This window comes from Catenulispora sp. EB89, assembly GCF_041261445.1.
GTDB lineage: Bacteria > Actinomycetota > Actinomycetes > Streptomycetales > Catenulisporaceae > Catenulispora.
Genome location: NZ_JBGCCU010000008.1, coordinates 242,047 through 256,132, shown reverse-complemented (window position 1 = coordinate 256,132; position 14,086 = coordinate 242,047). Strand labels below are relative to the sequence as shown.

The window sequence follows — 14,086 nt, the reverse complement described above, 5'->3', positions numbered from 1 at the left end:
GAGCTTTGTCCTCAGCATCCATCGCCCGGGCCGCCCGCAGACCCCGCAACCGACCGCGTAGCAGACCCCGTAGCAGACCCCTGACCATCGTCCTGGCGGTCCTGGCCCTCGTCGCCGGGTTGGCGCTGAGCCAGCCCGGCGCCCCGAAGGCGGCGGCGGCCACCTGCGACACCGGCACCGACCTGGCGCTGAACCACCCCGCCACCGCCTCCTCGCAGGAGAACGCCAGCTTCCCGGCCGCCGACGCCTTCGACGGGAACCTGAACACCCGCTGGTCCTCGCAGTTCTCCGACCCGCAGTGGGTCCAGGTGGACCTCGGCTCGGTGCAGTCGCTGTGCCAGGTCGCCCTGCACTGGGAGACCGCGTACGGCAAGGCGTTCCAGATCCAGACGTCCACCGACGGAGCGAGCTGGACCACGGTCTCCTCGACCACGACCGGCACCGGCGGCACGCAGACGCTGAACGTCTCGGGCAGCGGCCGCTACGTCCGCATGTACGGCACCGCCCGCGGCACGCAGTGGGACTACTCGCTGTGGGAGTTCCAGGTGTTCGGCACCGGCAGCGGCACCGGCGACGCCGTGACGGTGACCGATCCGGGCAATCAGACCACTGCGACCGGCAGCTCTGTCTCCCTGCAGATCCAGGCCACCGACTCGGCTTCCGGCCAGACGCTGAGCTACAGCGCCGCTGGCCTGCCGGCCGGACTGTCCATCAGCGGCACCGGACTGATCACCGGCACGGCGACGACGGCGGGCAGCTCCACGGTGACGGTCACCGCCAGGGACACCACCGGCGCGTCGGGGAGCACGACCTTCAGCTGGACCGTGGGCACCAGCGGCACCGGCGGCGCTCCGCCGCCGGCGTTCTGGGGTAACACGTCGGCCATTCCGCCGGCGACCCACGTGCTGGAACTGTCGATCGTCAACCAGACCAACGGCCAGTACCCCGACAGCCAGGTCTTCTGGAGCTTCAACGGCCAGACCAAGTCGATCGCCCAGCAGCCGTACGTCGACATGCCGGCGAACTCGGCCGGCCGGATGTACTTCTACCTCGGCACGCCGAACGGCCCGTACTACGACTTCATCGAGTTCACCGTCGGCACGACCTTCATCAACGTGGACACCACCCGCGTCGACCGGTTCGGCCTGAAGCTGGCCCTGCTGCTGCACGGCCACGACGGATCCAACCAGCAGGTCGGCGAGAACTACGCCACGTTCCAGGAATCCCGGGCGGCGACCTTCAGCCGGTTCCAGAGCTCGGTGCCGACCGAGTTCAAGGAACTGGCGACCGACCAGGCGCCGTACGGCATCCCGTCGCCGGGCAACGACAAGGCGTTCCAGACCGGCGGCGCCTACGCGAACTACTTCCAGAGCTACGCCGCAGCCAACGGCGACACCAGCGATTCCACCGCGCAGATCTTCGGGTGCGGCGGCACCATGGCGAACAACCCCCAGCTGTGCGCCGGCCTGAACCGGCACGTCGCGCAGCTGCCGGCGGCGCAGCAGTCCAACCCGGCGAACTTCTACCAGGCCGCGCCGGCCAACTACTACGCACAGTTCTGGCACCAGAACGCGATCAACGGCGCCCAGTACGGCTTCCCGTACGACGACGACGCCGGTCAGTCCTCTGACATCTCGGTGACCAACCCGCAGTACATGGTGGTCGCGGTCGGCTGGTAGCCGCCGCGCCGAACGGCGGGCTCCCCCTCGTCGCGGCCGGGGAGCCCGCCCACCCAGGCGAGTTCCCCGGCCGCGGCCCTGCCTAAGGGGCATGCCAGATGCGAGCCTTCATCCTGCCCGCGCCATCCGCCGCACAGCGGCGACGGCGCTCCGTCCTCCTGAGTTGGTTCACCGCACTGCTGGTGGTCGCACAAACGCTGATCACCGTGAACCTGAGCGCCACGCCCGCCCACGCGGCGGCGGCGAACACCGCCGTCACCACGCTGCGCAACGACAACGCGCACAGCGGCCAGTATCCGAACGAGACCGTCCTGAACACCTCGAACGTCACCTCGTCCCAGTTCGGCAAGCGGGTCTCCTACCCGGTGGACGGCCAGCTCTACGCCCAGCCGCTCTACCTGCCGAACCTCACCATCGGCGGCGCGACCCACAACGTGGTCTTCGCGGCGACGGAGAACGACAGCGTCTACGCCTTCGACGCCGACCAGTTCACGACCACTCCCCCGCCCCCGCTGTGGAAGGTGAGCCTGCTGCCGGCCGGGGCGCAGGCGGTGCCGAGCTCCTTCCAGGACTGCGGCGACCTGCAACCGATCATCGGCATCACCAGCACGCCGGTCATCGACCCGGCCACGAACACGATGTTCGTCGTGGCCTACGACCAGGAGAACGGCAAGGAGGTCTACCGGCTGCACGCCCTCGACGTCACCACCGGCGCGGACAAGTGGCCGGCCGTCGTCATCCAGGGCTCGGCGCCGGGTACGGGCGCCGGCAGCGTCGGCGGGACCATCACCTTCGATCCCAGTGTCGAACGGCAGCGCTCCGCGCTCGTGCTCGCCAACGGCCGGCTCTACGTGAGCTTCACCTCGTTCTGCGACATCGGTGACTATCACGGCTGGATCTTCGGCTACAGCTACTCGAACAACGCGTTCACGGTCGCGAACCTATACAACGACACCGCCAACGGTTCCCAGGCCGGGATCTGGGGCGGCGGCGCCGGGCTGGCCGCCGACCCCGGCGGCAACCTCTACTTCATGAGCGGGAACGGCACGTTCGACGCCGACAGCGGCGGCACCGACATGGGCCAGAGTTTCGTGCGCCTGAACTCCTCGCTCAAGCGGCAGGACTACTTCGCACCGTTCACCGCGAAGTGCGGTGGCGACAACGACCTCGGCGCCGGCGGCCCATTGCTGATCCCGTCCGCGAACGAGGTGATCGGCGCGGGCAAGGAAGGGCGGCCCTATGTGGTGAGCACCACGAACATGGGCGGTTTCACAGCGGATCCCAACCTCGTCTGCGGCGGCACCGACTACAACCGCACGGACATCGACAAGATCGTCCAGGAGCTGCCGGTCGGAAGCGTCGGGTCGCTGTTCAGCACGCCGGGGTTCTACAACGGTCCGAACGGACAGTACGTGTACTTCTCAGAGTCGGGCGGGCCGACCGTGGCCTACTCGTTCAGCGGCGGCAAGCTGTCGGCGAACCCGACCTCGAAGACGTCCGAGTCGTTCGGCGGCACCGGCGGCGACGCGGTGGTTTCGAGCAACGGGACCGCGGCGGGCAGCGGCGTCCTGTGGACCGAGGGCGGTGACTCGGTGCTGCGCGCCTACGACGCCACGAACCTCGGGAACGAGCTCTACAACAGCAGTCAGAACAACGCCCGGGACGGCATCTCAGGGTACGTGAAGTTCACGTCGCCGGTGGTGACGAACGGCCAGGTCTTCGTGGGCCTGGCCGCCAGCCTGGCCATCTTCGGCATCGTGGGCACCGCGCCCCCGCCGCCACCGCCGCTGCCGAACGGCGTCAAGATCAACGCCGGCGGCCCGGCGGTGTCCCCGTTCGTCGCCGACCAGTACTTCACCGGCGGCGCGACCTCCGCCAGCGGCAACGCGATCGACCTGAGCGGCGCGAACAACCCGGCGCCCGCCGCGGTCTACCAGACCAACCGATACGGCACTTTCGGCTACGCCGTCGGCGGGCTGCCGACGAGCGGCACATACACGGTACGGCTGCACTTCGCGGAGACGTACTGGAAGACGGCAGGCGCGCGCCTGTTCAACGTGACGATCAACGGAACGCAGGTGTTGAACTCCTTCGATATCCTGGCCACCGCCGGCGCCGCGAACAAGGCGGTCGTCGAACAGTTCACCGTCGCCGCCGGCGGGTCCGGAAAACTCACCATCCAGTTCGCCTCGGTCAAGGACAACGCACAGGTCAACGGGATCGAGATCAACCCCTCGTCCGCGACGCCGCCACCGCCGCCCACGACGGTCCAGATCAACTCCGGCGGTCCGGCCGTGTCGCCGTTCGCGGCGGACGAGGACTTCACCGGTGGCGCGACCTCCGCCAGCGGCAACGCGATCGACGTGAGCGGGGTGGCGAACCCGGCGCCGACGGCCGTCTACCAGACCAACCGGTACGGCAACTTCAGTTACACCATCCCCGGCTTCACCGCCGGTTCGAGCCACACCGTGCGCCTGCACTTTGCGGAGACGTACTGGACGACGGCAGGCGCGCGCCTGTTCAACGTGACGATCAACGGAACGCAGGTGTTGAACTCCTTCGACATCCTGGCGACCGCCGGCGCCGCGAACAAGGCGGTCGTCGAACAGTTCACCGCTGCCGCCGACAGCGGTGGCCACATCACCGTCCAGTTCGTCACCGTCAAGGACAACGCACAGGTCAACGGCATCGAAGTGTCGTGAGGTGAGGAGTGCGCGGTACGGCTGCGGGTGCATGATCCACCCGGAGCCGTACCGCGTCAAGGTGAGAATTCTTCAGCTTGCCTCTTCCTACTTGCGGGTAGCTGGCATTACCCTTCCGGACACGGCTCGCTGTGACGACGGTCACAGTACCGGTTTTCTCGCGCTTCTTCCCTGTCCCCGGGCTCGTCAGGATTCGATACCATGCGCAAATCAGTTCTCGCATTCACCGCCGGTGCCGTCGTGTGCGCCGCCGTCGCGGGGGTGATCCGGTTCAAGCTGGTGCCGGACGCCGAGCGCGTCCAGAGCGACCAGAACACCGTCACCCGCTACGCCGGGACGGCTACGTACCTCGATCAGCGGGCGGTGACCGGCGGTGACCTGGCGCACGCGTTCGTCAAGGGCGCGCCGTTCACCGCGGTGGAGACCGTCAAGGCGATCGGGATGCACGGCAACGTCGCGGTGCTGTCCGACGTCACCGCGATCAACGGGGCCGGCGGGGTGCTCGGCAACCCGACCTCGACGTGGGCCGTGGACCGCAAAACCCTGATGCCGGCGGCCGCACCGGCCGGCGTCACCGCCGACCCGCACCAGGGCCTGGCGGTGGGGTTCGCGTTCGCTCCCGGCAAGCACGACTACCCGTGGTGGGACGGCGCGACCGCGACCCAGGCCACGGCCAAGTACGTACGCAGCGAGAGCCATGTCGGGCGCTCGACGTACGTGTTCACCGTGGACGTCTCCGGGGCGTTGAAGGACCAGGGCACGCTGGCGCAGTTGCCGCCGGCGGTGCCGGTGTCGGTGCTCAAGGGACTGGCCGCGACGATGGCGCCGGACATGCAGGGCGCCTTGGCTGCGCTGCTGCCGCCGGGCGGTGACAGCGTGATGGTGCCGCTGTCGTACACGTCGGCGACGAAGACCACGATGTGGGTGGACCAGCCGAGCGGGACCACGGTCGACGCCGACGCGCACCAGATCGTGACCGCGCAGATGACGACGAAGCTGGGGACGGTGCCGCTGACGGCGGTGCTGGACGTGGACACCAAGATGTCGCCGCAGGGGATCTCGGACGCGGTCAAGCAGTCGAAGGACGACCAGTCGAAGCTGCTGTGGGAGGGCACGGTGGCGCCGGCGGCGTTGGTGGTGCTCGCGCTGGCGCTGGTTGTCGGGGCGGTGATGGCGGGGCGGCGGCGGCAGGCTGGGGTGGCTGGTTCGGCTGGTTCCGGCTCTGGCTCCGGCTCCGGTTCGGACGACGGTGCTGGCAGCGCGGACACCGGCACGCCGGAGTCGCTCGAACCAACCGCCACGGAGGACTAAGGCCGAAGGTCTCGCCGTTCCCGCGCTGAACCCTGGCCGAGCCAGCCGGCCCGCACCTGACGCTGCCGCTGAGCGTCCTGAAGCGATCAGTCCCGCCCCGCCTGATGCGCGAGCGCCGCCTCGACGACCGGCAGGTAGCCGTGCTCCGCCTGGAGCGCGGCACGTGCGGTGTAGTTCGCCGGGTCCTCGGGCGCGACCGTGGCGAGCCCGTCGACGTAGCGGTTGTACATGCAGAAGGCGGCGGCTATCAGGACTGTGTCGTGCAGCTCCAGATCCGTCGCCCCCTGCGCGCGGGCGGCCTCGACGAGTTCCGGCGTGACGGCCTTCCCGCTCTTCTGCACCGCCTCGGCGACGGCCAGCAGGGCCCGCAGCTTGGCACTGAGCGGGGCGGCGAGGATGTCCGCACCGACGCTCGCCGGGACGGCTATGACGTCGGAGCGGACCAGGTCCAGCCCGGTCTGCGCCGGGGCCTGCTCGCAGGCGTACGCGGCGTGGGTCGTGGTGCAGTAGCGGCACTCGTTGAGGCCGGAGACCCGGGTGGCGATCAGCTCCCGTTCCCAGCGCTCCAGCGTGCTCGGGCCGCGGAGCAGGACCTCGACCAGGTCGCACAGCGGCGCGGCGGTCTCGGGACGGTAGAAGAACAGCGAGCGGATGCCTGGCTGGTCGTTGCCAAGGTCGATGTGCGGCACGGCCTTGAACCTCCGAGGTGAGGGGGTGAAGCGGTCAGGTCAGCACGTCCACCGGCAGCGGCGGCTCGGCCGGCGCCGGCGGGTTCACCGGGGTCTCGCGGAACGAATCGGCGATCTCGCCCCGCTCGCGGCGCAGGTGCCACAGCGCCATGGCGAAGATGAAGGAGCCCACGACGTTGGCCCAGAAGTGCCACCAGACCCGGTACGTGGTGGCGCCCGGCCCCGGCTTCAGCTGCCCGAACCAGGTGGACAGCCCGACGGCCTCCTTGGCGCCCAGCCAGATCGACACCGTCAGCGCCAGGTGCTCCAGGCCGTGGATGCCCTGCATCCACACGCCCATCCGGCCCCACCAGCGGGTCCGGGTCCGGCGGGCCCGGCCGGTGACGACCATCACCGCGGCCAGCCCGGCCAGGAAGATGAAGTTGCCGACCAGGTGCAGGATCTCCATGCCCAGCGTCTTCCGGCCGGGGTCGACCTGCTGGAACCCGTTGGCCAGACCGGTCCCCCACGGCGTCATCCACGACGGCGACTCCGGATGCCAGATCCAGTAGCCGGCCTGCGCGACGTGCTCGGTCAGGTGCCCGATCTGACCGACCACGCCGATCAGGATGACGGTCAGGCTCGCCCGGTACATCCAGGCCTTCTTGCCCCCGCGGTCGACGAACGCCAGCCCCGCGACCGCCAGCCACATGGCCGCGGCCCAGGCCAGCAGCCCCACCGCTCCCAGCGTGTCGAGCAGCGGCACGTGGTGCCCGCCGCCCATCACCATCCCCGGCATCTTCGGCATGTTCGGCATGTTCGGCAACGACATCCCCTCCGGCCCCGCCGAGGACGCACACCGGCACCGACGCGTCGGCGACGCAGGGCACTGATGCACGTCCGATTGGACTCCTGCGCAGAACGTAGGGCCTGGCGGGCCGCGAACACTTCTTCGAAAATGCCCTACCGCTCACCGATCAACCGGGTTGCCCGCCCGAAAGTCAGCGCGCTGATTCCCGCACGACGTCGTTCACCTCGCCCAGCACCGCGTCCGCGACGGTCACGGAGCGCTCGATCAGGCCGTTGGCGAAGAACAGATCAGCGGCGTGCTGCTGTTCGGCGACGAAGCCGGGGTCCAGCGGCAGCAGGCCCCAGGGGCGGGTGCGCAGGGCGTGCTCCCACTCGGCGGCCGGGCGGTCGTCGTCGGCGGCGAAGAACTCCGCGGCCTGAGCCGGGTGCTCGGCGGTCCAGGCGTCCGCCTCCTGGAGCGCGGCGACGATGGCGGCGAGGTCGTCGCGGCGGCCGGTGGCGAAGGCGCGGCTGGTGAACCACAGCGAGCGGTGGCTGAACAGCCCGTCGGTGGGGATCAGCTCCCTGAGCTCCGCCTGCTGCTCGACCTTCGTCAGGTACGGATACGAGCCGACCCAGGCGTCGACCTCGCGGGCCAGGAAGCGCTCGGCGGCGTCGCCGTAGACGTCGACCGGGGTGATGTCGGACCAGGTGAGACCGGCCTTCTCCAGGGCGAGCAGCAGCAGCGTGGTCTGCCACGATCCGTGGCCGAGCGCGACGCGCCGGCCTTTGAGCCCGCCGGGATCGACGATGTCGGAGTCGGCGTGCACGACCAGGCGGCCGTTCTCCACGCGCGGGCCGGACACCGCGACGTAGACGATGTCGTGGCCCTTGGCCTGCGCGGTGACCGGCGGGGTGGAGCCGGTGCCGATGAAGTCGTAGCCGCCGTCGAACAGGTGGTCGCCGTGGGCCGAGGGCAGCGCGCGGGTCGGGTCGACGCGCGGGCCGTGCTCAAGCCCGCGCAGGTCGACCCACTCGACGTCGGGGAGCCGCTGCTCCAGGAGGCCGAGGTGGCGCAGCACGAACAGGGAGTTGTTCTGCGGGAAGTAGCCGACGCGGACGGTCATCGCGGGTTTCCTTTCAAGAGGTTCGCTTCCAGCGGATTCACGGTCAACGGGTTCGTTTCCAAGAGCGGCAGGACGTGCCGGCCGACCCGGCGCGCCTCCTCCAGGTGCGGCACTCCGGCCAGGATGAAGGCGTCCACGCCGAGCGCTATCAGCTCGTTGAGCCGGTCGGCGACTTGCCGGTAGTCGCCGACCAGGCCGAACGCCGGGCCCGGCCGCAGCCGGTGGAAGCCGCCCCAGACGTTCGGCGCCACCTCCAGCGCGCGGTACGAGCCGTCGCCGGCGGACGTGAAGTCCTGGCTGCGGCGCCAGCCGACCGAGTCCCCACTCTCGCCCCCGGCCTGCGAGGACTCCTGCGGCAGCCCGGCCCAGCCGCGCCGGACCACGTCCCAGGCCTCTTCCTCGGTCTCGCGGGCCAGGATGTCGATCCGGACGGCGAACTTCGGCGGCTTCGGGCTGCGCTCGCGCACCGCGGCGAACTTCGCGGCCAGCGCCTCGAACGGCTCCAGCCAGGACAGGTAGTAGTCGGCGTGCCGGCCGGCCGCCTCGATCGCCGCCGGGGAGGAGCCGGAGAAGAAGATCTCCGGGAACGGCTGCCCGGCGAGCGCCGCGGGCAGTCCGCCGTCGGTGACCTGGTAGAAGCGGCCGTCGTGCCGGAACAGGCCGTCGCCGGTCCACACGCCCTTGAGCACATCGAGGAATTCCGAGGTACGCGCGTACCGGTCGTCGTGCCCGGTGGTGTCGCCCCACCACAGCTGCGCGGGTCCGCCGCCGCCGGAGATGATGTTGTAGACCAGGCGTCCGCCTGTGGCCTTCTGCAGCGTCGCGGACATGCGCGCGGCCTGGACCGGGTGCAGGAACCCCGGCTGGAAGGCGACCATGAAGCGGTAGCCGCGGGTTTCGGCGGCCAGTGTCGCGGCGGCGGCCCAGGGGTCGTCGGTGTGCGGGAACGAGGGCAGCAGCCCGCCCACGAAGCCTGATTCCTCCGAGGCGCGGACCACCTCGGCCATGTAGTCGGCGTGGGTGAAGCCGTCGGCCGTGCCGCGGTTGGTGCCCGGGGCGACGCCGCCGGACAGGTGCCGGGCGAAGCCGCCCCGGGTGCTGCCCGGCTCGTGGAGCGATTTCTGGTCGCCCTCCATGGCGATGCGCCAGTAGATGTCAACCGACACGGGCCGGCTCCTTTTCCTGGGACAGGACCGGGAGGACGTACTCCCCGATCCGGTAGACCTCGCCGGGGTCGTGGCCGACGGCGAGGAAGAACTCTGCGATGTCCGCGCCGCGACGCTCCTGGATCAGCGCGGTGACGGCGTCGGGTTCGAGGCCTGCGACGTCCAGGTGTGCCGTGCCGCCCTCGCCGGCGGTGGCCAGGTGCGGGAAGGGGTGCTCGGACAGCACGTCGGGCAGGCCGTCGGGGCGGTGCCAGAACTCGCGGGCGGTGCCGACGAACGCCGCGGATTCGGCGGTGTCGTCGAGGTACCAGCCGAAACGGCCGCCGGAGAAGCGCTGGAGCGAGGCCGAGAGCTTCGCGGTGTACTGCGGCGTCGCGATCCAGGGCTGGATCCCGGCGAAGACCGTGACGTGGCGGGTCGCGCGCAGCAGTCCGGCCGCGGTGACCAGCGGTTCGGGACCCTGGGGGTCGTGCGGAACGACGATGCCGGAGAGCCCGGCCAGATCTGCGGCCTTGGCGAGCGCCAGGAAGGGATCGACTGTCTGCGGACGCACGTCGGTGAACGAGCCCGGGAGGGTGGCCAACGGCGGGGCGTCGGCCGCCGGTGGCAGGACTATGTGAATGCGGGGCATATCAGGAGGCTTCTTTCCGTGGTCGTAGAGCGAGTTCGGCCAGCAGCGCCGCGCCGTCGGCGAGAACGGCGTCGTCGAACACCGCGTGCGGCGAGTGGTTGGGCGCTGCGTGCTCGGCGTCCAGGCCCCGAGGGCGTGCGCCGAGCGACACCATGGCGCCGGGCACTTCGGCCAGGACGCGTCCGATGTCGTCGGAGACCAGCGCGGGCCGCTCGGCGGCGGCGTAGCGGTCGGCGCCGAACAGGTCGGCGCACGCGGCGGCGACGAAGTCCGTGGCGGCCGGGTCGTTGACCGTCACCGGGTAGCCGGGGCTGTGGGTGATCTCGGCTTCGACACCGTGCGCGGCGGCGATGCCGTGGACGACGCGGTCGATCTCGGCTTCCAGCCGCCGGTGGGCGTCGGCGCTGAACGCCCGCAGCGTGGCCGCGAGCTGCGCGGTCTCCGGGATGATGTTCGGCGCGGTGCCGGCCGCCACCCGGCCGATCGAGACCAGCACCGGTTGCAGGGCGTCGAACCGGCGGGTGACCATGGTCTGGAGCGCGCCGATCGCCGCGCCGAGGGCCGGGATCGGATCGCGTGCGGTCTGCGGCCAGGCGCCGTGGCCGCCGCTGCCCCGGAACAGCACCTCGACGGTGCCGGACGCGGCCAGGGCGGGTCCGGGCCGGGTGCCGAAGCGGCCGAGCGGGGCGGTGGACGCCGCGTGCAGGGCGTAGGCGGCGGCCGGTCGGGGGCCGGCGGCGGCGAGCAGGCCTTCCTCCAGCATCAGGCGGGCGCCGTCGTGGCCTTCCTCGCCGGGTTGGAACATCAGGATGACGTCGCCGGGCAGCTGCTCGCGGCGGGCCGCGAGCAGCCGGGCGGCGCCGACGAGCATCGCCGCGTGCAGGTCGTGGCCGCAGGCGTGGGCCGCGCCGGGGGTTCGGGAGGCGTAGTCCAGGGCGGTGGACTCGGTGAGCGGGAGCGCGTCGAGGTCGGCGCGCAGCAGGACCGGGGCGGCCGGGACCGGGGCGGCCGGGACCGGAGTGGTCGGGACCGCAGCGGTGTCCGGCCGCGAGGCCCGCACTACCGCCGTCACCGATGTCAGGGCTTTGCCGAGCGTGATCTCCAGACCGAGACCGTCCAGCGCTGCGAGCACCTTCTCCTGGGTGCGCGGCAGACGCAGGCCGGTCTCGGGTTCGGCGTGCAGGGACCGGCGCAGTCGTACGAGCTCGGGCTGGAGGTCGCGGGCGTCGTCGAGGACGGTCATGCCGCGCGCTCCTGGACGACCGGTGTCACGCCGAGCTCGGCGAGCAGCCGGCGGCGCAGCACCGGGAACGCCGGGTCCGCGTCGTCACGCGGGCGGGCCAGAGCGACCGGCTCGTCCAGGACCAGGCGCCCGCCCCCGCCGAGCACCACGACGCGGTCGGCGAGCCGGATCGCCTCGTCCACGTCGTGCGTCACCAGCAGCACCGCCGGCCGGTGGCGGGCCACCAGGTCGGCCACCAGGTCCTGCATCTTCAGCCGGGTCAGCGCGTCCAGCGCGGCGAACGGCTCGTCGAGCAGCAGCAGCCCCGGCTCGCGCACCAGCGCCCGGGCCAGCGCCACGCGCTGCGCCTCGCCGCCGGACAGGGTCGCCGGCCAGGCGCGGGCGTGGCCGGCCAGGCCGACCTCGGCCAGCGCCGCCAGGGCGGTCGCGCGGGTGGCGGCGCCGCGCGGCAGGCCGAGCGCGACGTTGCCCAGCACCCGCTGCGAGGGGACCAGGCGCGGCTCCTGGAAGACCACGGTCCGCTGCCGGGGCACCAGGACCGTGCCGGAGTCCGGGCTGTCCAGTCCCGCAAGCAGCCGCAGCAACGTGGTCTTGCCCGAGCCGCTGGCGCCGAGCAGCGCCACGAACTCCCCGCGCCGGATCTCCAGGTCCACGCCGCCGAGCACGGTCCGGCCGCCGAACTCGCGCCGGACACCGTCGGTTCGCACCGCGACGCTCATCGGGTCCCTCCCACCGCGTTGCGCCAGGGCATGAGCACGCGTTCCAGGGCCCTGATCACCACATCGGCGGTCAGGCCGAGCAGGCCGTAGATGAGGATGCAGACGGTCAGGATGTCGGTGCGGGAGAAGTCCTGCGCCTGCGCCATCAGGTAGCCGAGACCGGCGGTGGAGTTGATCTCCTCGGCGGCGATCAGGGCGATGACGCTGAGCGTCGTGGACAGCCGCAGGCCCGACAGGATCGCCGGCAGCGCGCCGGGCAGCACGATCCGGCGGACGATGGCCAGCCGGCCCATCCCGAAGGCGCGCGCCGCCTCCAGCAGCTTCGGGTCGGCGTTGCGGACCGCGCCGGCGGTGGAGACGTACATCGGGAAGGTGGTGGCGACCGCGATCAGGATGATGCGGGCGGCCTCGCCGATGCCGAACCAGACCATGAACAACGGCACCAGGGACAGGAATGGCAGGGCCCGCAGGGTCTGCATGGCGGAGTCGAGCAGGTCGTCGCCGATCCGGGAGAAGCCCGCGGTGACGCCGAGGACCAGCCCGGCCGTGACGCCCAGCAGCAGGCCGGTGCCGGCGCGGACGAGGGAGACGGTGAGGGCTTGCGACAGCTGCCCGCTGCGCCACAGGTCCACGGCCTGCCGGAACACGTCCGGCGGCGAGGCGAGCAGGTCCTTGGTCAGCACGCCGGTCGCCGAGGCGGTCCACCAGCCGGCGAGGATGACCAGCGGGCCCAGCGCGCGCAGGGCGAAGGCCAGGCCGCGGGGGCGGCGGCGCGGGCGGCGGACTTGTGGGGTGACGAGGTCCAGCGGTTCGGGGTCGGGTTCGCTTTCGTGAGCGTGAGCGTGAGCGGGTTCGCGAGCGGGAGCGGGGTCGGGCTCGCGAGCGGGAGCGGTCGGGTCGGCGGGCTCGGCGAGCTCGGTCGGCCTCGTCGGCTCCGTCGGCCCGGCCGGCTCCACGGCCGGCTCCACGGCCGCCACCGTGTCGGACTCCAGCGCCGTCATCACGACCCCGCCAGCGTCGTCACGTCGATCACGTTCGGCGCCAGGTCCACCAGGCCCGGCGTCACCTTCTCGTCGGCGAAGAACTGCGCGACCTCCTTGAAGTTCGCCAGATCCGCGGCGGTGATCGGCGAGGTCGGGCTGCCGGCCCGGTAGTCCTGGACCGTCAGGTCCTTCTCCTTGCCGGACACCGCGTCCGGCCCGGAGCTGTGGAACACGTTGAGGTAGGCCTCGGGGTTCTGCGCCTGCTTGGTCTCGACCTCGTGCAGGTAGTCGTAGAACGCCTTCACCACCGCCGCATGCTTGCTCGCGAACTCGTTGCGCACGGCCCACACCGCGTAGTTCTGCGAGCCGATGTCGCCGCCGGTGACCAGGAAGTGCTCGCCGGCGTTGGCCCGCTCGGAGATCGAGAAGGTCGCCCAGGCGGCCCAGGCGTCGACCTGGCCGGAGTGCAGCACCGCCGCGCTCTGGTTCGGCTGCAGATACACCCGCTGCACCGCGGAGTCCGGGACGTGGTTCTGCGCCAGTGCCTTGAGCAGCAGGTACTCGCTGGAGCCGCCGTGCCAGACCACGACCTTCTTGCCGGCCAGGTCCGCGACGCTGGTGATACCCGAGTTGTCCTTCACCAGGATGCCCTCGCCGACCTTGTCCGGGGCGACCGCGGCGAAGAGTTTGAAGCCGGGCTTCTGGGCGAGCGCGGCGACGGCGGAGGTGATGGAGCCCTCTGCGACGTCCAGCTGGTCGCCGTCCAGTTCCTGCGCGGCCGGGGCGAACGCGCCGGCGCTCCCGGTCCACGCGACCTTCGCGCCGACCTTGGCCAGCGCGGCGGCCAGGGTGCCGTCCTTCTTGCCCAGCGCCAGCGCGCCGGAGTTGCCGGGATCGGGGATGCGGATCGTGACGCTGCCCGAACCGGCGAGCGCGGCGGCGTCGGTGTTCGAGCCCTGCGACGAGGCGGACTTCGACGACGAGCAGGCCGCCGCGGCGGCCACGAGGACGGCGGCGGTCAGGACGGCGGATATTCGGCGGATCGGAGCGTTCATCAGGGTTCCTTGT

12 protein-coding genes are annotated in these 14,086 nt (G+C 71.3%); 3 read left to right on the top strand and 9 right to left on the bottom strand.

Annotated elements, in window-relative coordinates:
* The first annotated feature begins 5 nt into the window (after positions 1-5).
* The 3 genes from ABH920_RS19615 to ABH920_RS19605 all read left to right on the top strand — a co-directional run bounded on the left by ABH920_RS19615 (position 6) and on the right by ABH920_RS19605 (position 5,692).
* The gene (locus ABH920_RS19615; RefSeq protein WP_370350480.1) at positions 6-1,679 is read left to right on the top strand and encodes a beta-1,3-glucanase family protein; all 1,674 of its coding nucleotides are present in this window, start codon (positions 6-8) and stop codon (positions 1,677-1,679) included.
* 98 nt (positions 1,680-1,777) lie between these two features.
* A complete protein-coding gene (locus tag ABH920_RS19610) occupies positions 1,778-4,381 on the top strand; it encodes a malectin domain-containing carbohydrate-binding protein (protein WP_370350479.1) in 2,604 nt (867 codons plus the stop codon).
* Positions 4,382-4,582: 201 nt separating this feature from the next.
* On the top strand, positions 4,583-5,692 hold the full coding sequence (locus ABH920_RS19605; RefSeq protein ID WP_370350478.1) for a porin PorA family protein: 1,110 nt from the start codon (positions 4,583-4,585) through the stop codon (positions 5,690-5,692).
* A gap of 86 nt (positions 5,693-5,778) precedes the next feature.
* On the opposite strand, the gene ABH920_RS19600 is transcribed toward ABH920_RS19605, so the two are convergent.
* The 9 genes from ABH920_RS19600 to ABH920_RS19560 form a co-directional block, all read right to left on the bottom strand.
* Positions 5,779-6,381, bottom strand: a complete 603-nt coding sequence (locus tag ABH920_RS19600) for a carboxymuconolactone decarboxylase family protein (RefSeq protein ID WP_370350477.1) — start codon at positions 6,379-6,381, stop codon at positions 5,779-5,781.
* Positions 6,382-6,415: 34 nt separating this feature from the next.
* On the bottom strand, positions 6,416-7,168 hold the full coding sequence (locus tag ABH920_RS19595) for a DUF6008 family protein (RefSeq protein WP_370350476.1): 753 nt from the start codon (positions 7,166-7,168) through the stop codon (positions 6,416-6,418).
* Between the two features lie 193 nt (positions 7,169-7,361).
* Positions 7,362-8,276: an ABC transporter substrate-binding protein gene (locus tag ABH920_RS19590; RefSeq protein ID WP_370350475.1), complete on the bottom strand. Its 915-nt coding sequence runs from the start codon at positions 8,274-8,276 to the stop codon at positions 7,362-7,364.
* Positions 8,273-9,442 carry an LLM class flavin-dependent oxidoreductase gene (locus ABH920_RS19585; RefSeq protein ID WP_370350474.1) on the bottom strand — a complete coding sequence of 390 codons (1,170 nt, stop codon included), beginning with the start codon at positions 9,440-9,442 and terminating at the stop codon, positions 8,273-8,275. Before ABH920_RS19585 ends, ABH920_RS19590 begins: the two co-directional genes overlap by 4 nt.
* Positions 9,432-10,073 (bottom strand): LLM class flavin-dependent oxidoreductase, encoded by a 642-nt coding sequence (locus ABH920_RS19580; protein ID WP_370350473.1) that lies wholly within the window; start codon positions 10,071-10,073, stop codon positions 9,432-9,434. The genes ABH920_RS19585 and ABH920_RS19580 overlap by 11 nt, the downstream gene beginning before the upstream one ends.
* A gap of 1 nt (position 10,074) precedes the next feature.
* Positions 10,075-11,316 carry a M20 family metallopeptidase gene (locus tag ABH920_RS19575; protein WP_370350472.1) on the bottom strand — a complete coding sequence of 414 codons (1,242 nt, stop codon included), beginning with the start codon at positions 11,314-11,316 and terminating at the stop codon, positions 10,075-10,077.
* A complete protein-coding gene (locus tag ABH920_RS19570) occupies positions 11,313-12,035 on the bottom strand; it encodes an ABC transporter ATP-binding protein (RefSeq protein WP_370350471.1) in 723 nt (240 codons plus the stop codon). Before ABH920_RS19570 ends, ABH920_RS19575 begins: the two co-directional genes overlap by 4 nt.
* On the bottom strand, positions 12,032-13,036 hold the full coding sequence (locus tag ABH920_RS19565; protein WP_370350470.1) for an ABC transporter permease subunit: 1,005 nt from the start codon (positions 13,034-13,036) through the stop codon (positions 12,032-12,034). Before ABH920_RS19565 ends, ABH920_RS19570 begins: the two co-directional genes overlap by 4 nt.
* Positions 13,036-14,073, bottom strand: coding sequence for an NrtA/SsuA/CpmA family ABC transporter substrate-binding protein (locus ABH920_RS19560; RefSeq protein ID WP_370350469.1), 1,038 nt, complete (start codon positions 14,071-14,073; stop codon positions 13,036-13,038). The genes ABH920_RS19565 and ABH920_RS19560 overlap by 1 nt, the downstream gene beginning before the upstream one ends.
* Between the last annotated feature and the right edge of the window lie 13 nt (positions 14,074-14,086).